Origin of the sequence: Bradyrhizobium sp. YCK136 (genome assembly GCF_044570075.1) — a bacterium.
Lineage (GTDB): Bacteria > Pseudomonadota > Alphaproteobacteria > Rhizobiales > Xanthobacteraceae > Bradyrhizobium > Bradyrhizobium diazoefficiens.
In genome coordinates, this window is record NZ_CP172424.1 from 4,129,349 (window position 1) to 4,148,207 (window position 18,859).

Below are 18,859 nucleotides of genomic sequence, written 5' to 3' on the forward strand. Positions count from 1 at the left end.
GATAGGAGGGCCGTCCCTCCCAAACGGCTATATGGGGCTGGCCGAAGGGCTCCGCAATTACCAAATCAGGCTTGATCCGGCCCATTTTCCCTGCCAAACGCTCCCGCCATGTCCGACATCGCCACCACCACAGCCGAATCGCCGGCCCGTTCCCTGCTTGCCGCTGAAGTGGCGCGGCGGCGCACCTTTGCGATCATCTCCCACCCCGACGCCGGCAAGACCACGCTGACCGAAAAGCTGCTGCTGTTCGGCGGCGCCATCAACCTCGCCGGTCAGGTCAAGGCCAAGGGCGAGCGGCGCAATACGCGCTCGGACTGGATGAAGATCGAGCGCGAGCGCGGTATCTCGGTCGTGACGTCCGTGATGACCTTCGAGTTCGAGGGCCTCGTGTTCAACCTGCTGGACACGCCGGGCCACGAGGATTTTTCGGAAGACACATATCGCACGCTGACGGCCGTCGATTCCGCCGTCATGGTCATCGACGCCGCCAAGGGCATCGAGGCGCGCACCCGAAAACTGTTCGAGGTCTGTCGCCTGCGCGACATTCCGATCATCACCTTCATCAACAAGATGGACCGCGAGAGCCGCGACGTGTTCGAGCTGCTGGACGAGATCGAGAAGACGCTGGCGCTTGACACCACGCCGATGACCTGGCCGGTCGGCCGCGGCCGCGACTTCCTCGGCACCTATGACGTGGTCAATGGCGGCGTGCGCCTGCTCGAAGGCGGCGGCGCCAAGACCGGCGCGGCGCAGCAGATCGAGATCGAGGAGCTCGCCAAGCTCAACGCCAATCTCGACGTTTCCGCGGTGAAGGACGAGCTCGAGCTCGTCACCGAGGCTTCAAAGCCGTTCGAGCTGGAGGCGTTTCGCGAGGGCCACCTGACGCCGGTCTATTTCGGCAGCGCGCTGCGCAATTTCGGCGTCGGCGACCTCCTGGAGGGCCTCGGCAAGTTCGCGCCCGAGCCGCGTGCGCAGGAGAGCGACCAGCGCAAAGTCGAGGCGACCGATCCGCGCATGAGCGCCTTCGTGTTCAAGATCCAGGCGAACATGGATCCGAACCACCGCGACCGCATCGCCTTTGCGCGCCTGTGCTCGGGCAAGCTCAGCCGCGGCATGAAGGCGAAACTGGTGCGCACCGGCAAGAGCATGCCGCTGTCGAGCCCGCAATTCTTCTTCGCGCAGGACCGTTCGGTGGCGGATGAGGCCTTTGCCGGCGACGTCGTCGGCATTCCCAATCACGGCACGCTGCGCATCGGCGATACGCTGACCGAGGGCGAGGATTTCAACTTCGTCGGCGTGCCGAGCTTTGCGCCGGAAATCGTCCGCCGCGTCCGTCTCACAGACGCGATGAAGGCGAAGAAGCTGAAGGAAGCGCTTCAGCAGATGTCGGAAGAGGGCGTCGTCCAGGTGTTCCGCCCGCGCGACGGTGCGCCTGCGCTGGTCGGCGTGGTCGGCGCGCTCCAGCTCGACGTGCTGAAGGCACGGCTGGAGGCGGAATATTCCCTTCCGGTCGAGTTCGAGGTCAGCGAGTTCCAGCTTGCGCGCTGGGTTTCTTCAGACGATCGCAAGAAGCTCGACACTTTCATCGCCGCCAACACCTCGAGTATCGCCGACGACGTCGATGGTGATCCCGTCTATCTGGCGAGGAACGAGTTCTATCTCGGCTACACCAGGGAACGCGCCGAGGGCATCGAGTTCACCAACGTCAAGGACGTCAAGAAGAAGGGATAACGCGCGCCAAGGCCGCCTAAACGCGAGCATGTGAACGCGCGCGCACTTGACGCTTTCGCGACCAATGCCACCTTTCGTCCACAGTGGCATTGTGAGCTCGCATACCATGTGGCGCGGCATTCTCCTCCTTATACTGCTGGCGATGTCGACGGTGGCCGCCGACGCGCAGCGGCGCCAGATCAATCCCATCCCGTTTGCGCATGAACCGTGCAGCGTGCTCGACAACCGGCCCTGCACGCCGTCCTATTGCAGCCCGCTCGAGCCCGGGCCGTGCATTCCCGAGATCGACTATCCTTACGGCCAGAATCTCCAGCTTACGATCGTCAGCGTGCCGTCCGAATCCGACCGCGCCAAATACCGGAAGCCGGATCACGATCTCGATACGATCGGCGACCTCTTCGCCGAATTGCGCACTTGCTGGTCGCCGCCAGCGGACAACGCGCGGGCCGGCATGCAGATGTCGGTGCGCTTCAGCTTCAACAAGGCGGGCGGCCTGATCGGTCCGCCACGCCTCACATACGCCACCGCGGGCGTCCCGGCCGACACCCGCACGACCTATCTGAACGCCATCGATGCTTCGCTGAAGGCCTGCTTGCCGCTGAAATTCACCAGCGGTCTCGGCGGCGCCCTGGCAGGGCGGCCGATCGCGATCCGCTATGTCGACAATCGGCAGCTCGGCAAGTAGCGCATCGGTTGCGACCGACCGCCAATCGATGCTACGCCAGAGGCGGGCGCTGGTTGAGGGGAGGATGTCGTGGGTCTGCTGGTCATGATCCTGGGGCTGGTGCTGTTTTTCGCGGCCCATGTCTTCACAACGAAACGCGAGGCGCGCGCGCAGGCCATCGCGAGGCTGGGCGAGGGGACCTACAAGATCCTTTATGCGCTCGTCTCACTCGCGGGGCTCGCGCTGATCATCTGGGGCTTTGGTCATTACCGTGCGACCGGCTGGATCGACGTCTGGTATCCGCCGAAGGCGATGAAGCACATCACGCTCGCGCTGATGCTGCCCGCGGTCATCTTGGTTGTCGCGTCATACCTGCGCGGCCGCATCTACGCGACGCTGAAACATCCGATGCTGGCCGGCATCAAGCTGTGGGCGGCCGCGCATCTCCTCGCCAATGGCGATCTCGGTTCCATCATCCTGTTCGGCTCGTTCCTGGGCTGGGCTGTGTATGACCGCATTTCGTTGAAGCATCGCACTGACGCTGGCGGCCCGCCGATTCCGGTAGGCGGCGTCTCCAACGATCTGATCGCGGTCGCGGTCGGCGTCGTTGCCTATCTGGCGCTGGCGTTTGCATTCCATCCTGTCGTGATCGGAGTTCCTGTCGTAGGGGTCTGACAAATGTCCATCCAATCCGCCATCAGGCGCAAGACCGCGCCCGACCTCCGCATCCGCAAGAATGGCGAGCCGATCGTGATGCTGACCTCCTATCACGCGCACACCGCCGCGCTGGTCGACAGGCACTGCGATGCGATCCTGGTTGGCGATTCCCTTGGCAATGTCATGCATGGCTTCGAGACCACGGTGCCCGTGACGCTTGAGATGATGATCCTGCAGGGCTGCGCGGTGATGCGCGGCTCCAGCCAGGCGCTCGTCGTCGTCGACATGCCGTTCGGCTCCTACGAAGGCTCGAAGGAGCAGGCCTTCCAGTCGGCGGTGCGGATCATGAAGGAAACGCTGTGCGGCGCGGTCAAGCTCGAGGGCGGCGCGCGGATGGCGGAGACGGTGGCGTTTCTCTCCGAGCGCGGCATTCCCGTGATGGGCCATATCGGACTGACGCCACAGTCGATCAACACGCTTGGCTCGTTCCGCGCACAGGGCCGCGAGGAGGCGAACTGGGCTCCGATCGAGAACGACGCCAGGGCGATCGCAGAGGCGGGGGCCTTCTCGATCGTGATCGAGGCGGTCGCCGAGCCGCTGGCGCGCAAGATCACGCAATCGATCGCAGTTCCTACCATCGGCATTGGCGCGAGCGCAGCCTGCGACGGCCAGATTTTGGTGCTGGAAGATATGCTCGGCTTGTCGCCGCGGTCGCCGAAATTCGTACGCCGCTATGGCAATCTCGGGCCGGCGATCGAGGAAGCCATCGCGGGCTATGCGCGCGACGTGAAGAGCCGGGCCTTCCCGGGCCCGGAGCATGTCTACGACATGAAGAAGAGCTGAGGAGGGGCGCGCATGGACTGGTCGCAGCACGCACTTCCGTCGATGCGGCTTGAGCCGCGCTTCGGCGACCGCGTCGTGCCGGCCTTTGTGAAGCGGCCGGGCAGCGTTTGGGCGATGATTGCGGAAGCGGTTGCGCAGAACGCCGATGGCGAGGCCCTGATCTGCGGTCATGTCCGGCTGAGCTGGCGCCAGGTCGTCGACCGGGCCGCCCGGATCGCCGAGGGCTTTCGCAAGCTCGGCCTCAAGCGCGGTGATCGCGTGGCCATCCTGCTGGGCAACCGCATCGAATTTCCGCTGCTGCTGTTTGCCGCCGCGCATGAGGGGCTGGTCACGGTTCTGCTCAGCACGCGGCAGCAGAAGCCGGAGATTGCCTATGTGCTCACCGATTGCGGCGCCAATATCCTGATCCACGAGGCAGGGCTCGCCGAGCGGCTGCCGGATGCGCGGGATGTGCCCGATGTGATCCACCGCGTTGCCGTCGACGACGACCCGCGTGTGTCGCGCTTCGCAGTGCTCGCAGACAACGCCGCGGCCGCCGCGCCAGTCGACGTGCACGAAGAGGACACGGCGATGATCCTCTACACCTCGGGCACGACGGGCAAGCCGAAGGGCGCGATGCTGGCCCATTGCAACATCGTCCATTCCTCGATGGTGTTTGCGTCCTGCCTGCAATTGACGGAAGCGGACCGTTCGATCGCGGCCGTGCCGCTCGGTCACGTCACTGGTGTCGTCGCCAACATCACGACCATGATCCGCAGCAGTGGCGCGTTGATCATCATGCCGGAGTTCAAGGCCGCCGATTATCTCAAGCTCGCCGCGCGCGAGCGCGTCACCTACACGGTGATGGTTCCGGCAATGTACAATCTCTGCCTGCTCCAGCCCGATTTCGACAGCTACGATCTGTCGAGCTGGCGCATCGGTGGCTTTGGCGGCGCGCCGATGCCGGTCGCGACCATCGAGAAGCTCAAGGCGACGATTCCCGGCCTGAAGCTGATGAACTGCTACGGCGCGACGGGCGCGCGCATCGTCGCGATGGGACCCGATGGGCGCGAGCTGCCCCATGGCGAGATCGGCGAGCTCTGGATTCAGGGCGCCTCCGTCATCAAGGGTTACTGGAACAACCCGAAAGCCACGACCGAGAGCTTCACCGGTGGGTTCTGGCACTCGGGCGATCTGGGGTCAGTCGATGCGGACGGTTTTGTCCGCGTCTTCGACCGCCAGAAGGACATGATCAATCGCGGCGGGTTGAAGATCTATTCCGCGGAGGTCGAGTCCGTGCTGGCGGGCCACCCCGCGGTGATCGAGAGCGCGATCATTGCCAGGGCCTGCCCGGTGCTCGGTGAGCGCGTCCATGCTGTCGTGGTGACCCGCACCCCGGTCGCCGGCGACGTCTTGCGGGCCTGGTGCGCGGAGCGGCTGTCCGACTACAAGGTCCCCGAGACCATGGCGATCACCGCCGAGCCGCTGCCGCGCAACGCCAATGGCAAGGTGCTGAAGCGGCAGTTGCGGGAGCACTTGGGAACCTGAGCCGGGCAGGGGCTTCTTCCGGGCTCTCCCGGGTGGTTAACGCCTTGATCGGGCTCGCTTTGCCTTGCCACCGCCATATCGTTAGGCTACCTCGCCGCCACGCGGGGGACGGGATTCCTGACGCGAACGCTGTGGCGCGCGCACCCGGACGGGCATGGGATTAGCATAAGTGTCTGAATTATTTGACGAAGTCGACGAGGAAGTACGTCGCGAACAGCTCAAGAAGCTGTGGGAAAAATATTCGATCTACTTCATCGCCCTGATGGTGCTCATCGTGGCCGCCGTGGGCGGCTGGCGCGGCTACCAGTATCTGGAGGCCAAGAAGGCCGCCGAGGCCGGCGCCGCCTTCGAGAAGGCCGTCGAGCTGTCAGAGCAGGACAAGCATGCGGAGGCCGAGACGGCCTTCACCGAGCTCGCCGCCAAGGCTCCGTCGGGCTATCGCACTCTGGCGCGGCTGCGTGCTGCGGCCGAGGCCGCTAGCCGCGATCCCAAGGCCGCCGCCAAGATGTACGACGACATTGCCGCCGACCGCGGCGTCGGCGGCGAGTGGCAGGATCTGGCGAAGATCCGCGCCGCCGGCCTGCTGGTCGACAGCGCCAGCTACGCCGACATGCAGCAGCGGCTGGAGGCTTCCGCCACACCCAAATCGACCTTCCGCCACAGCGCCCGCGAGTTGCTGGCGCTGTCGGCCTGGCGCAACAACGACACAACCGCAGCCCGCAAATGGCTCGACGCGATCGCAGAGGACGGCGAAACCCCGCCGGGCCTGCGCTCGCGCGCCGAGGCGCTCCAGGCCCTGCTGCCGCCCGTCGCCAAAAGCTGACGGTCCCGAGAGCTGAGACGAGACACCGATATGCGCCGCACGCCACGCTTGATCGCAGCCGCCGTCCTGATCGCCTTCACGGGCGTGCTGGGCGGCTGCTCCAGCTTCGATCCGAGCGACATGCTCGATTTCCTCGACACCAAGAAGAAGCTGCCAGGCGACCGCAAGCCGGTCTTCCCGGAGGGCGTGCCGGGCCTCGAGCAGGGTGTGCCGAAGGACATGTACAAGGGCGCACAGCAGCAGCCCGATCCGAATGCGCCTGCCGTTGCGGCTTTGCCCACGGAGCCGCCGCCTGAGCCGGCCAAGCCGGCGAAGGGTGCGAAGGCGAAAAAGACCAGACAGCCGGCTGCCAGCGCGGCCGCGCCCGCCGATGCGCCTGCCGGCGAAGTCGATGGCGAGGCCCAGCCGGAGGCTGCGCCGCCCGCGGCCGCTCCGCAGCCCAAGCAGAAGATCGTGCGCAAGCGCACCACCGCGCCGCCGCCCGATCAGCCCGTCCAGCAGGCCCAACCGACCCAGACCACGCAGCAGCAGTCGCAGGGCGGCTTCCCGGCGCCGCTGCCGAGCGGCAGCTTCTCGCGCTAATAATTTCATTGCATTGACAGGCGCGGCCTTCGCAGCGCACGAATGACCGATGTCCTTCACGATTGCCATTATCGGCCGGCCCAATGTCGGCAAATCGACGCTGTTCAACCGCCTGGTTGGGCAAAAGCTCGCGCTCGTCGATGACCTGCCGGGTGTCACCCGCGACCGCCGCGAGGGTGAGGCCAGGCTCGGCGACCTCGAATTCACCATCATCGACACCGCCGGCCTCGACGAGGGGGCCAAGGGCTCGCTGACCGCGCGGATGCAGGAGCAGACCGAGGCCGCGATCGCGCAGGCCGACGCGCTGTTCTTCGTCGTCGATGCCCGCATCGGCCTGACGCCGACCGACCGCGCCTTCGCCGACTTCGCCCACAGGGCCAACAAGCCGGTGCTGCTGGTCGCCAACAAGAGCGAAGGCAAGCATGGCGATGCCGGCGCGATGGAAGCCTTTGCGCTTGGTCTTGGCGATCCCATCCAGATCTCGGCCGAGCACGGCGAGGGGATGGGCGAGCTTTATGACGCCCTCGCCAAGCTGATGCCGGAGCCCGTCGAGGAGGATGAGGACGAGGACGACGCGCCGCTCTCCGAGGAAGAGGCCGCGACGCGCCCGATCCGGGTCGCCATCGTCGGCCGGCCGAATGCCGGCAAGTCGACGCTGATCAACCATTTGCTCGGCGAAGAGCGCCTGCTGACGAGCCCGGAGGCCGGCACCACGCGCGATTCCATCGCGGTCGAGATCAACTGGCAGGGCCGGGATTTTCGCGTGTTCGACACCGCCGGCCTGCGGCGTCGCTCGCGCATCGAGGAGAAGCTCGAAAAGCTCTCGGTCGCCGACGCGCTGCGCGCGGTGCGCTTTGCCGAAGTCGTCGTGCTGATGATGGATACGCAGAACCGCTTCGAGGAGCAGGATCTGCGCATTGCCGATCTGGTCGAGCGCGAGGGCCGCGCGCTCGTGCTCGCCGCCAACAAATGGGACCTGATGGAGACCAAGGGTGGCGGCGCGATCTCGGGCCTGCGCCGCGACGCCGACCACTGGCTGCCGCAGGTCAAGGGCGTGCCGATCGTCGCGGTATCAGGCCTGATGGGCGAGGGCATCGATCGCCTGATGCAGGCGATCCAGGACGCCTACGCGGTCTGGAACAGACGCGTGTCGACGTCAGCGCTCAATCGCTGGTTCGAGCAGGCGGTCCAGGCCAATCCGCCGCCGGCCGTGTCCGGCCGCAGGCTGAAGCTGAACTACATCACGCAGACCAAGGCGCGGCCGCCGAGCTTCGTGCTGTTCTGCTCGCGTGCCGACGCGGTGCCGCAGTCGTACTTGCGCTACCTGACCAATTCCATGCGCGAGGCTTTCGATCTGCCGGGCACGCCCGTGCGCATCACCTTGCGCGAGAAGGCCAACCCCTTCGCCCATAAGCGCAAGCGGCCGTCGTGAGCGGCGATGCCGGCGAGGCGATGGCGCGGGGCGCTGCGCCGGTCCGGCGCGGCGCGGTCGCCTTCATCTTCGTCACCATCCTGCTCGACATGCTCGCGCTCGGCGTGATCATGCCGATCCTGCCAAAGCTCATCGAGAGCTTCGTCGACAACGACACCGCACATGCAGCCCGCATCTTCGGCCTGTTCGGCACCGCCTGGGCGCTGATGCAGTTCGTGTTCTCGCCGGTGCTGGGCGCGCTGTCGGATCGTTTCGGACGGCGGCCGGTGGTGCTGCTGTCGAATTTCGGGCTCGCCGCCGACTACGTGCTGATGGCGCTGGCGCCGTCGCTGGTGTGGCTTTTCATTGGGCGCGTGATCTCCGGCATCACCTCGGCCAGCATCTCGACGGCGTTTGCCTATATTGCCGACATTACGCCGCCGGAGCAGCGCGCGGCGATCTTCGGCAGGATTGGCGCGGCCTTCGGCGCCGGCTTCATCCTGGGCCCGGCGCTCGGCGGCCTGCTCGGCGACATCGATCCGCGCCTGCCGTTCTGGGCGTCGGCGGCTCTAAGTTTCGCCAATGCGCTTTATGGGCTCCTGGTCCTGCCGGAATCGCTGGCGCCCGACAAGCGCGCGCCGTTCCGCTGGACCAGCGCCAATCCGGTCGGGGCGCTGCGTCTGCTGCGTTCCAACGCGATGCTGGCTGCGCTGTCGGTCGTCAACTTCATCGCGCAGGTCGCGCATGTCGTGCTGCCGTCGACCTTCGTGCTCTATGCGACCTATCGCTACGGGTGGGATTCCAAGACGGTCGGGCTGACGCTCGCGATGGTCGGCATCTGCGCCATGGTGGTGCAGGGGCTCGCCATCGGCCCGATCGTGCGCGCGCTCGGCGAGCGGAACACACTGTTGCTGGGCCTGTGCTGTGGTGCGATCGGGTTCGTGATCTTTGGCGCAGCGCCGACCGGACCGCTGTTCTGGATCGGCATTCCAGTGATGTCGCTGTGGGGCATCTCGGGTGCCGCGATGCAATCGCTGATGACGCGGCTGGTCGCACCCGATCAACAGGGTCAGCTGCAGGGCGCAACCGCGAGCGTGCAGAGCGTGTCGCAGCTCGTCGGGCCGTTCCTGTTCACGCTGACGTTTTCATACTTCATCGGCACCAGCGCGCCCTGGCAATTGCCCGGCGCGCCATTCCTCCTCGCGGGCGCGCTGATGGTGGTATGCGTGGCCATCGCGATGCGGACGCTGGCGACAGTCGCATCCGCCCGGCAGACTGGTGCCCGCGAATAGGACGGTTGCGACTGTCGCCAATTCGCAACAGAGATTCCGATTCGTCGGATTCTCGCCAGACGTGCGTACATGGAGCCTTTCGGCGGCGATACTTAGCATATTCAATAAATCTGTTGATTCGTTCTTTTTGCAATTGAAGGCCGGGGCCGCCGACGCCTCGGAAGCAAGCCATTCAAATGACGCGCCTGCCGATTCGGATATGGTGTTTCCCTCGGCAGCGCTTGCTGATTTGGCGAGCTGCCGCTGCAATTGCGATCACGGCTACCGTCACGCTGGCTCTGATGGGCGGGGCGTATGCGGCCTGTTCGCCGGCGGCCGACAATAGCCCCAATCCTCCGCCAGGCACGACCATTACATGCTCGGGCGTGACGACCGATCAGAACGGGACCAACGGTTACGGGACGGGCAACCAGACCGGCATTGTCATCAATGTCGATAGCGGTGCCTCTGTCACCGGAAGCGTGAATAGCGGAATCAATATCGGCAACGCTACGGTCAGCAATTCGGGAAGCATCACAGGCGCAACGAACGGTGTCTTCTCTCAAAATGACGTCACCGTCACCAACAACACCGGCGCCACCATCACCGGCACTGTCCTATCCGGCATCGGCTCGAACAACGGCAGTGTGACTGTCGTCAACTCCGGCACGATCACGGGCAACGCAAACGTTGGCGTATTCGCCTTCGTCAACGCCACGGTTACCAACAATGCGGGCGCCACCATCGCCGGCGATCTCGGCGTCAATTCCGGCTATTCCGCTGTCGGGAATGTCACCAATGCCGGCAATATCATCGGCACTTCTTACGGTTTCATTGCCTACGGCACGGGGGTCGTCTCCAACGCTGCGGGCGGTCTGATTTCCGGCGGGATAAGCGGTGTCCAGGCCAACCAATTGTTGAATGTCACCAATGCCGGCACGATTACCGGTACGACCAGCTATGGCCTGGAGGTGACCGGCAATATGGACGTCACCAACGCCGCCGCCGGGACGATTACCGGCGCAACGGCTGCCATCCGCGCCAACAGCGGATCGATTTCGGTAACGAATTTCGGCACCATCTCGAGCCCCACCGGCTTTGCCGCCTCTGCGAATGCCAATCTGACAATAACGAACGGTGTCACTGGAAGCATTACCGGCGGCATGGTTGCCAATTTGGGCTTTGCTCACGTTACCAATCACGGGACCATTTCCGGTCTCAACAATATCGCCATCTTTGCCTTCACCGACGTCAATGTAACCAACGGCGTTGGCGGGCAGATCACGAGCCTGATCAACAACGGAATCTATGCCAGCAATGGCGTCGCAACCGTCGTCAATTCCGGAACCATAAGCGCCGGCGGCTTTGGCTACGCCATTCGCGCCGAGACGAGTGCGGTGGTGACCAACAATGCCGGCGCGCAGATCAGTGGCGGCGATACAGGCGTCCGCGCCAGCCTCGGGTCCGTCTCAGTCATCAACTACGGCTCCATTTCCGGCCTTGCGGGCAACGGCATCTATGCGGGCACGGGCGGATCGGCCGTGTTCAATGCGGGGACCATCACTGGAGGAACGGCCGCGATCCAGTTCGCCGGTAGCGGCAACGTTCTCACGCTCGCGCCGGGATCGGTGATATCGGGCAACGTGCTCGGTGGGGGCAGTGATACGTTCCAACTCGGGGGCAGCGGTGCGGCGACCTTCGATGTCAGCACGTTGGGTGCGGCGGCCCAGTATCGGGGGTTCACGACCTTCAACAAGGTCGACGATTCAGTCTGGACGCTGACTGGCACCGGCTCCTTCTCCGGTGATGTCAATGTCGGCGGCGGGGCGCTGATCGTGAACGGCAACATCGCATCGGCCAGCAATCTCGTTGTCAATGCCGGCGGCACGTTGGGCGGCAATGGCATCGTCGGCAATACCGTCATCAACGGCGGCATTCTGTCTCCAGGCAACTCGGTCGGCACCATCAACGTTCAGGGCAGCCTCGTATTCACGGCCGCCGCGACCTACCTCGTGCAGGTGTCATCGGCGGCTTCCGACCTCACCAATGTGACGGGGGCGGCGACGTTGGCCGGGACGGTTCGGGTTGCGCTCGCCAGCGGCACCCTGCGGTTCAATTCGCCCTATACCATCCTGACCGCGGGGGCGCTGAACGGTTCGCGCTTTGATTCGGTGGCGACGCCGACGGGAATTTCCGGTTCGCTGACCTATTCGGGCGGCACGGTGCAGCTTGTTCTGGCCTCGGGCCTTGGGGAGATTGCCGGCCTCAACATCAACCAGCGGGCCGTCGCCACCGCGCTCGACAGGGCGTTCAATTCCTTCGGCAGCGTTCCTTCGGCGTTTGGCGGCATCTTCGCCGGCAATGTCCCGGCGAACCTGACACAGGCCTCGGGCGAACTGGCGGCAGGTTCGCAGCAGACAACATTCGACGCGATGAACCTCTTCGTCAATTTGCTGGCCGATCCGTTTACCGCGGGCCGCGACGGGACCGCACCGACGGCCGCTTCATTTGGGAAAGAGGGAGCAGCCGATAGCTATGCCGGCGGTCGCCGCCGGCCCGGTGCCGAGCGTGACGCCTACGCCATGATCGCCAAGACGCCGGGCGCGATCGATTTCGGCCAGCGCTGGAGCGTGTGGGGCGCGGGCTATGGGGGCTCGCAGACCACCGACGGCAATGCCGTACAGGGATCGAACACGTCCACCAGCCGCATCGCTGGCACGGCCGTCGGCGCCGATTATCGGATCTCTCCATTCACCCAGGTCGGGTTCGCCTTGGCCGGCGGCGGTACCAACTTCGTCGTCGCCAACGGTCTCGGTTCGGGGCGCTCCGACCTGTTCCAGGCTGGCGTATTCGTTCGTCATACGGCCGGCGCCGCGTACGTCTCCGGCGCCCTGGCCTATGGCTGGCAGGATATCACGACGAACCGGACGGTCACGATTGCGGGCAGTGACCAGTTGCGTGCGCAGTTCAACGCCAATGCGTGGGCGGGGCGTATCGAGGGCGGCTATCGCCTCATCACCCCGTGGGCCGGCATCGGCCTTACGCCCTATGCCGCCGCGCAATTCGCGACCTTCGAGCTGCCGGGCTATGCCGAACGGGCAATAGTCGGTGCCAACACCTTTGCGCTGGCCTATGCGGCCAAGACCGCTACCTCGCCGCGCTCCGAATTGGGATTCCGCACCGACCGATCGTTGGCATTGCCGGGAGCGATCCTCACCCTGCGCAGCCGCTTCGGCTGGGCACATGACTACAATATCGATCGCGGCATCGCCGCCACTTTCCAGGCGTTGCCGGGCGCATCCTTCGTCGTCGGCGGTGCATCGCCTGCGCGAGACGCGGCGCTCACCTCGGCAACCGCCGAGGCGAAATGGCTGAACGGTTTCTCGCTCGCCGGGACCTTTGAGGGTGAGTTCTCGAACGTCACCACAAGCTACTCCGGAAAGGGCGTGGTGCGCTATGCCTGGTAGGAAGCGCTCGTCCGCGTTGTAGAGACGCGACGTAGAGAAATGGCGCGAGCGGCGCCTTGCCCGCCGGTACCCTCGTCCTTTGTGCAGGCACCGAACGTAAATGCCCGGGACGAAGACGCGCTTCGCGCTCTCGCCCGGGCATGTCGTCGTGGAGCCTGTGCGCGTCCGCTACGCGGTCACTTCTTGACCAGCGGGCACTCGCTGGCTTCGAGCGGCTTGGCGGCGTCTTCCGGCGCGATGGTGGCCACCAGCTTGTAGTAATCCCATGGCCCCTTCGACTCTTCCGGCTTCTTCACCTCGAAGAGATAGGCCGGGATGAGGCGGCGGCCGTCGGCGCGCAGCGGGCCCTTGCCGAACAGCGGATCGTCGGTCGGCAGCTCCTTCATCTTGGCGACGACCTTGGCGCCGTCATGCGGATTGTCGCCGAGCGCGTCCATTGCCTTCAGGTAGTGCAGGATTTCCGCATAGAGGCCCGCTACCGTCATCGAGGGCATCGAGCCCTTGGGCGACACTTTCTGGAAGCGCTTCGACCATTCGCGGGTCTGATCGTTGAGGTCCCAGTAGAAGGACTCGGTGAAGGTCAGCCCCTGTGCCGTTTTCAGGCCCAGCGAATGCACGTCGTTGATGAACAGCAGCAGCGCGGCGAGCTTCTGGCCGCCGGCCACGATGCCGAACTCGGCCGCCTGCTTGATCGCGTTGGTGGTGTCGCCGCCGGCGTTGGCAAGGCCGATGACCTTGGCCTTCGACGACTGCGCCTGCAGCAGGAAGGAGGAGAAGTCGGAGGAGTTGAGCGGATGCTTGACGCCGCCGAGCACCTTGCCGCCGGTGGCCGTGACCACGGCGCTGGTGTCACGCTCCAGCGCGTGGCCGAAGGCGTAGTCCGCGGTCAGGAAGAACCAGCTGTCGCCGCCGGCTTTGGTCAGGGCCTTGCCGGTGCCGTTGGCGAGCATGTAGGTGTCGTAGGTGAAGGAGACGGTGTTGGGCGTGCAGGCCTTGCCGGTGAGGTCGGCCGTGGCGGCACCCGAATTGAGCAGCACCGAATTCTTATCCTTGACGAGGTTGCTCACCGCGAGTGCAACGCCGGAGCTCGGCGTGTCGGCGATGGCGTCGACCTTGTCGGCATCGATCCATTGCCGGGCGATGTTGACGCCGATGTCGGGCTTGTTCTGGTGATCACCCGAGAGGACATCGATGGTCCAGCCCTTGGCCTTCAGGCCGGAATCTTCGACCGCCATTTTCACCGCGGCGACCGAGTTCGGGCCGCCGATGTCGGCATAGAGGCTCGACATGTCGTTCAAGACGCCGATCTTGACGGTCTTGTCTTGCGCGAAGGCGGATGTGGAAAAACCGAAGGCGGCACAGGCCAGAAGGGCCGCGGAGCGGCGCGCGAATGTCGTCATAATAGATTCCCTCCATTGTCAAACATGCGGACGGCTCTCTTGCGGAGCCTTGGTCCAGCTGATCGCTCTACCGTGTCCCACGGCCGGCGGCAATGCGCCTAAAGCCGGATGACGCTGCGTCGTTACGTCATCCGTCGGTTAACTTTTGGGCAAAATGCGTTGAGGCGCTATTTGAGCGCGTCCGACGTCAGCTTGAATTTCTGGATGCGCTTTCCGGTATCGACCTCGGCGGTATAGACGTTACCCTTGGCGTCGATCGCCATGGCGTGCACCCAGTGGAATTGACCGGCATTGCGGCCGTTGCGCCCGAAGCTGCCGACCACGCTGCCGTCGTCGCGCCTGATCACCCTGATCTCGTTGTTCTCGCCGTCGGCGCTGAGCAGCCAGGTCTGCTTTGGATCGGGCCAGATCGCGATGTCCCACACCGCGCCGTTGCCGAGCGTGTTCTTCTCGAAGAAAAACTCCTTCACGAAGGTGCCGTCCTTCCGAAACACCTGGATGCGGTTGTTGATGCGGTCGCAGACATAGACGAGCCCGTCATTGGCGAGCTTCACGCAATGACGGGATTTCCGAATTGCTGCGCAACCGGCGCCTTGGGGTCGTAGGGACCTTGCTTGTCGTCGTTGGGCTTGTTGCCGTAGGCGCCCCAGTGCCGCTTGTAGGCCAGCGTGCTCGCGTCGAACACGATGACGCGGCGGTTGCCGTAGCCGTCGGCGACGTAGATCTCGTTCGCTTCCTTGTCGATCGCGGTCTCCGCGGGCTTGCCGAGTTGCGTCGTGTCGTTGCTGCCGAGGCTCGGCGCGATCTTGCCGATCTGGGCGACGAACTTGCCGTCGAGCGTGAATTTCAAAATGGCGTTGTCATTGTCGGCGTTGCCGCCGACCCAGACGAAGCCGCGCTCGTCGACCTCGATGCCGTGCTCGCGGCCGACCCATTCGTAGCCTTCGCCGAGGCCGCCCCAGGACCGCAGCAGGTTGCCGTCGGTGTCGAATTCGAGCACGGGCGGCGCCGAGACGCAGCATTTCGAGCGCGGCGGATTGAGGCTTGCGCCTTTCTCGTCATCGGTGAGCGAGCGCGGGCGATGGATCACCCAGATATGGCCCTGCCAGTCGACCGTGATGCCGCCGACCTGGCCGAGGATCCAGTTGTTCGGCAGCGGCTTTGGCCAGGCGGGATCGACGGCGAAGGTCGGGACATCGCCGGCGGTCGCAGCGCCCGGAAGCGCAAATGTGAGTGCCGCGATCAGGATGGAGAAGGCGTGAGAGACCCGTGCGAGCGCACCGCCAACGCGTGCGCGATCATGCGATGCTGCCATCGCAACCTCCCTTTTTTGGCCTGCGGCTTGCTGCCGCTTGAGCGCGGGCAGTCAATCGCGGGGAGGAGGCCAAGTCAATTGGCCAAGCCAATCAGGTCAATCAGCCTGGCGAGCGGAAGCTCATCAGGCTGCGGGTCTTGTAGTCGTAGAACTTGCCGGTCTCGGTCCAATCAGGCGCGCACATCGGCACGATGAATTCGGCGACCTGCTCGGCGGTGTCGAGCGTCGCGGGATCCTCGCCCGGCATCAAGGTGGCACGCATGCGGGTGCGGACCGGGCCGGGGTTGAACAGGTTGACACGAAGAGGCGTGTTCGCGGTCTCCTGCGCCCAGGCGCGCGCCAGCGTTTCCAGCGCGGCCTTGGAGGCGGCGTAGGGGCTGACATAGGCGGTCGCCTTGCTGGCGGCGCCCGAGGTGATGAACACGGCGCGGCCGGCATCGGACCGCTTCAGCAGCGGCTCCATGCAGCGGATCAGCTGGAAGTTGGCGGAGACGTTGACGGCCATGACGTCGTTGAAGGCCTTCAGCTCGATATGGCCAATTGGCGAGGAGGGGCCGAGCACGCCGGCATTGCCGACCAGGATGTCGAGCTTGCCGTAACGCTCGTGCAGGCCTGCGCCCAGCCGCGCGATGCCGTCGAAATCGGTGAGGTTGAGCGGCACCAGCGTGGCGCTGCCGCCTTCTTTCCGGATCTCGTCGTCGAGCTCTTCCAGCCCGCCCTGCGTGCGCGCCACCGCGACGATGTGTGCGCCGGCCTTCGCCAGCGCCTTGGCCGTGGCGAAGCCGATGCCGCGCGAGGCGCCGGTGACGAGAGCGATGCGGTCGGCGAGGGGATTTGTCATGGCGGGGTTTTACAGCCGTGGATGGCCGGGACAAGCCCCCCGCATCCCCGTCATTCCGGGGCGCGCGTAGCGCGAACCCGGAATCTCGAGATCCCGGGTTCGGTCCTTACGGACCGCCCCGGGATGACGGCTTCGCCGTCAGCTCGCCTCCGCCAGCAGCGACAATTGCCGAGGCTGCTGCTCGGTCTGGGTCTGGTCGGTGAGGTGGGTCGGATACGCCCCGGTGAAGCAGTGATCCGAGAACTTCGGATTGGCCGGGTCGCGGCCGGGCTCGCCCATGGCGCGGTACATGCCGTCGATCGACAGGAAGGCGAGCGAGTCGGCGCCGATGATCTCGCGCATTTCCTCCAGCGAATGCGTTGCGGCCAGCAGGCCGCCGCGATCCGGCAGGTCGATGCCGTAATAATCGGGATAGAGGATCGGCGGCGAGGCGAGGCGGAAATGCACTTCCTTCGCGCCCGCATCGCGCATCATGCGCACGATCTTCTTCGAGGTGGTGCCGCGCACCAGCGAGTCGTCGATCAGGATGATGCGCTTGCCTTCGATCGCGGCGCGGTTGGCCGAATGCTTCATGCGCACGCCGGATTCGCGGATTGCCTGCGTCGGCTGGATGAAGGTGCGGCCGACATAGTGGTTGCGGATGATGCCGAGCTCAAACGGCACGCCGGAATGCTGGCTGTAGCCGACAGCGGCGGGCACGCCGGAATCCGGCACCGGTACGACGACGTCGATCGGCACGTGGCTCTCGCGCGCGAGCTGCGCACCAAAGGCCTTGCGCACCTCGTAGACCGAGCGGCCGTGGACGATGGAATCCGGACGGGAGAAATAGATGTATTCGAAGATGCAGGGACGCGGCGCCATCGGCGGGAACGGCTTGTGGATGTCCTGGCCGTTCTCGTCGAACACGATGACTTCGCCCGGCTCGATGTCGCGGATGAAGCGCGCGCCGATGATGTCGAGCGCGCAGGTCTCCGACGTCAGGATCGGGCAGCCATCGAGCTCACCGAGCACCAGGGGGCGGATGCCGCGCGGGTCGCGCGCGCCGACCAGCTTCTTGTTGGTCAGCGAGACCAGCGCATAGGCGCCCTCGATCTCGCGCAGCGCGTCGATATAGCGCTCGATGAAGCGGCTGCGCCGGGAGCGCGCGACGAGGTGCAGGATCACCTCGGTGTCGGTGGTCGACTGCATCATCGCGCCGTTCCTCACGAGCTCGCGGCGCAGCGTCAGGCCGTTGGTGAGGTTGCCGTTATGGGCGACCGCAAGGCCGCCGGCGTTGAGCTCGGCGAACAGCGGCTGCACGTTGCGCAGGATGGTCGCGCCGGTGGTGGAGTAGCGGACATGGCCGACCGCCATGTTGCCGGGCAGGCGGTCGATCACCTCGCGGCGGGAGAAAGTGTCGCCGACGAGGCCGAGGCGGCGTTCGCTGTGAAAGCGGCTGCCGTCATAGGAGACGATGCCGGCGGCTTCCTGGCCGCGGTGCTGAAGGGCGTGGAGGCCGAGGGCGGTGATGGCGGCGGCGTCGGGGTGGCCGTAGATGCCGAATACGCCGCATTCCTCGCGGAGCGTATCCCCCTCCAGATCGTCCTGAAGCTCTAGCGCGGCCGGGCTCAAACCGGCTTTTGGATCGAGATCAAGTTGGGCGTCCTGGTCAGGGTGTCGCATCTCGTCCGCGCCTCTCTTTAGGGCCTAATCAACGCGCCGCAGGTTTCTCGATCAGCTTTTTCAGGCTGTCACGAGCAGGTTTACTGTATCCGTCGCCACTGCCCGAAGGCTGCTGCTCGGAATCAGCTTGATCATCATCTGGTTTGTTTTTCTTGAATCTCTTCAAGATGGTGTTCTCGGGGTCGTCCGGCAAGAGCGCCATCAGCCAATCGCCGGTTCCCTGGAGCACCACGCGGGATTTCGCCCCCGTAACCCAGTCCGGGCGCTGCTTGTCCGGCACCAGCCAGGTGAAGAACAGGAAGGCGACCACGACGATCAAAAGGCCGCGAGCCAGCCCGAACAGGAAGCCGAGGGTGCGGTCCAGCGCGCCGATCCGCGAATCCAGGATCATGTCGGAGATCCGGACGGTGATGACGGAGACCACGACCAGGGTACCGACGAACACGCCGGCGACCACGACCACACTCGCGACCGTGTCGTTGTTGAAATAGGTCTTTGCGGTCGGCAGCAGCTTGGAGAAGGAGTACAGCGTCACGATCGCGGCCGCGCCCCAGGCTGCGATCGACAGGATTTCGCGCATGAAGCCGCGGACCATGGCAAGCAGGCCCGAGATCAGCATCACACCGAGCAGGATCAGGTCGAGGAGTGTTACTGGCATCGGCTGG

Annotated in this window: 14 protein-coding genes and 1 pseudogene; 10 read left to right on the forward strand and 5 right to left on the reverse strand. The window is 65.1% G+C overall.

Going from position 1 to position 18,859, the window contains the following annotated elements; translation table 11 throughout:
• Nucleotides 1-108: 108 nt before the first annotated feature.
• From ACFLEY_RS19700 to ACFLEY_RS19745, 10 genes are all read left to right on the forward strand, one after another.
• Nucleotides 109-1,731, forward strand: a complete 1,623-nt coding sequence (locus ACFLEY_RS19700; RefSeq protein ID WP_060911718.1) for a peptide chain release factor 3 — start codon at nucleotides 109-111, stop codon at nucleotides 1,729-1,731.
• 106 nt (nucleotides 1,732-1,837) lie between these two features.
• Nucleotides 1,838-2,416 (forward strand): hypothetical protein, encoded by a 579-nt coding sequence (locus ACFLEY_RS19705; RefSeq protein WP_060911719.1) that lies wholly within the window; start codon nucleotides 1,838-1,840, stop codon nucleotides 2,414-2,416.
• A 69-nt stretch (nucleotides 2,417-2,485) separates the two neighbouring features.
• Entirely contained in the window at nucleotides 2,486-3,070 is a 585-nt protein-coding gene (locus tag ACFLEY_RS19710; protein WP_060911720.1) for an NnrU family protein, read from the forward strand.
• Nucleotides 3,071-3,073: 3 nt separating this feature from the next.
• Nucleotides 3,074-3,895: a 3-methyl-2-oxobutanoate hydroxymethyltransferase gene (gene panB / locus ACFLEY_RS19715; protein WP_060911721.1), complete on the forward strand. Its 822-nt coding sequence runs from the start codon at nucleotides 3,074-3,076 to the stop codon at nucleotides 3,893-3,895.
• 12 nt (nucleotides 3,896-3,907) lie between these two features.
• Nucleotides 3,908-5,422, forward strand: a complete 1,515-nt coding sequence (locus tag ACFLEY_RS19720) for a class I adenylate-forming enzyme family protein (protein ID WP_211433960.1) — start codon at nucleotides 3,908-3,910, stop codon at nucleotides 5,420-5,422.
• Between the two features lie 169 nt (nucleotides 5,423-5,591).
• Nucleotides 5,592-6,245, forward strand: a complete 654-nt coding sequence (locus tag ACFLEY_RS19725) for a tetratricopeptide repeat protein (protein ID WP_011086826.1) — start codon at nucleotides 5,592-5,594, stop codon at nucleotides 6,243-6,245.
• A 30-nt stretch (nucleotides 6,246-6,275) separates the two neighbouring features.
• Nucleotides 6,276-6,827 carry a hypothetical protein gene (locus ACFLEY_RS19730; protein ID WP_028171058.1) on the forward strand — a complete coding sequence of 184 codons (552 nt, stop codon included), beginning with the start codon at nucleotides 6,276-6,278 and terminating at the stop codon, nucleotides 6,825-6,827.
• 49 nt (nucleotides 6,828-6,876) lie between these two features.
• The gene (der, locus tag ACFLEY_RS19735; protein WP_060911723.1) at nucleotides 6,877-8,259 is read left to right on the forward strand and encodes a ribosome biogenesis GTPase Der; all 1,383 of its coding nucleotides are present in this window, start codon (nucleotides 6,877-6,879) and stop codon (nucleotides 8,257-8,259) included.
• The gene (locus ACFLEY_RS19740) at nucleotides 8,256-9,530 is read left to right on the forward strand and encodes a TCR/Tet family MFS transporter (protein WP_060911724.1); all 1,275 of its coding nucleotides are present in this window, start codon (nucleotides 8,256-8,258) and stop codon (nucleotides 9,528-9,530) included. Before der ends, ACFLEY_RS19740 begins: the two co-directional genes overlap by 4 nt.
• Nucleotides 9,531-9,706: 176 nt before the next feature.
• A complete protein-coding gene (locus ACFLEY_RS19745; protein ID WP_396604740.1) occupies nucleotides 9,707-12,976 on the forward strand; it encodes an autotransporter domain-containing protein in 3,270 nt (1,089 codons plus the stop codon).
• Between the two features lie 176 nt (nucleotides 12,977-13,152).
• Here the strand turns inward: ACFLEY_RS19745 and ACFLEY_RS19750 are convergent, their stop codons facing one another.
• The 5 genes and pseudogenes from ACFLEY_RS19750 to ACFLEY_RS19770 form a co-directional block, all read right to left on the reverse strand.
• Entirely contained in the window at nucleotides 13,153-14,379 is a 1,227-nt protein-coding gene (locus tag ACFLEY_RS19750; RefSeq protein WP_060911725.1) for an ABC transporter substrate-binding protein, read from the reverse strand.
• Nucleotides 14,380-14,543: 164 nt separating this feature from the next.
• Nucleotides 14,544-15,691, reverse strand: a pseudogene (locus tag ACFLEY_RS19755) (hypothetical protein).
• 100 nt (nucleotides 15,692-15,791) lie between these two features.
• Nucleotides 15,792-16,532 (reverse strand): SDR family NAD(P)-dependent oxidoreductase, encoded by a 741-nt coding sequence (locus ACFLEY_RS19760; RefSeq protein ID WP_060911726.1) that lies wholly within the window; start codon nucleotides 16,530-16,532, stop codon nucleotides 15,792-15,794.
• Nucleotides 16,533-16,670: 138 nt separating this feature from the next.
• Complete coding sequence (purF, locus tag ACFLEY_RS19765) at nucleotides 16,671-18,194, reverse strand: amidophosphoribosyltransferase (RefSeq protein ID WP_011086836.1); 1,524 nt, start codon at nucleotides 18,192-18,194, stop codon at nucleotides 16,671-16,673.
• A 28-nt stretch (nucleotides 18,195-18,222) separates the two neighbouring features.
• Complete coding sequence (locus ACFLEY_RS19770; protein ID WP_011086837.1) at nucleotides 18,223-18,852, reverse strand: CvpA family protein; 630 nt, start codon at nucleotides 18,850-18,852, stop codon at nucleotides 18,223-18,225.
• Between the last annotated feature and the right edge of the window lie 7 nt (nucleotides 18,853-18,859).

What these genes read in the sequence shown, in the direction of transcription:
- der (WP_060911723.1), top strand. Translation starts at nt 6,877, where the DNA reads ATGTCCTTCACGATTGCCATTATCGGCCGGCCCAATGTCGGCAAATCG.
- ACFLEY_RS19730 (WP_028171058.1), top strand. Translation starts at nt 6,276, where the DNA reads ATGCGCCGCACGCCACGCTTGATCGCAGCCGCCGTCCTGATCGCCTTC.
- ACFLEY_RS19705 (WP_060911719.1), top strand. Translation starts at nt 1,838, where the DNA reads ATGTGGCGCGGCATTCTCCTCCTTATACTGCTGGCGATGTCGACGGTG.
- ACFLEY_RS19720 (WP_211433960.1), top strand. Translation starts at nt 3,908, where the DNA reads ATGGACTGGTCGCAGCACGCACTTCCGTCGATGCGGCTTGAGCCGCGC.
- ACFLEY_RS19700 (WP_060911718.1), top strand. Translation starts at nt 109, where the DNA reads ATGTCCGACATCGCCACCACCACAGCCGAATCGCCGGCCCGTTCCCTG.
- purF (WP_011086836.1), bottom strand. Translation starts at nt 18,194, where the DNA reads ATGCGACACCCTGACCAGGACGCCCAACTTGATCTCGATCCAAAAGCC.
- ACFLEY_RS19770 (WP_011086837.1), bottom strand. Translation starts at nt 18,852, where the DNA reads ATGCCAGTAACACTCCTCGACCTGATCCTGCTCGGTGTGATGCTGATC.
- ACFLEY_RS19745 (WP_396604740.1), top strand. Translation starts at nt 9,707, where the DNA reads ATGACGCGCCTGCCGATTCGGATATGGTGTTTCCCTCGGCAGCGCTTG.
- ACFLEY_RS19760 (WP_060911726.1), bottom strand. Translation starts at nt 16,532, where the DNA reads ATGACAAATCCCCTCGCCGACCGCATCGCTCTCGTCACCGGCGCCTCG.
- panB (WP_060911721.1), top strand. Translation starts at nt 3,074, where the DNA reads ATGTCCATCCAATCCGCCATCAGGCGCAAGACCGCGCCCGACCTCCGC.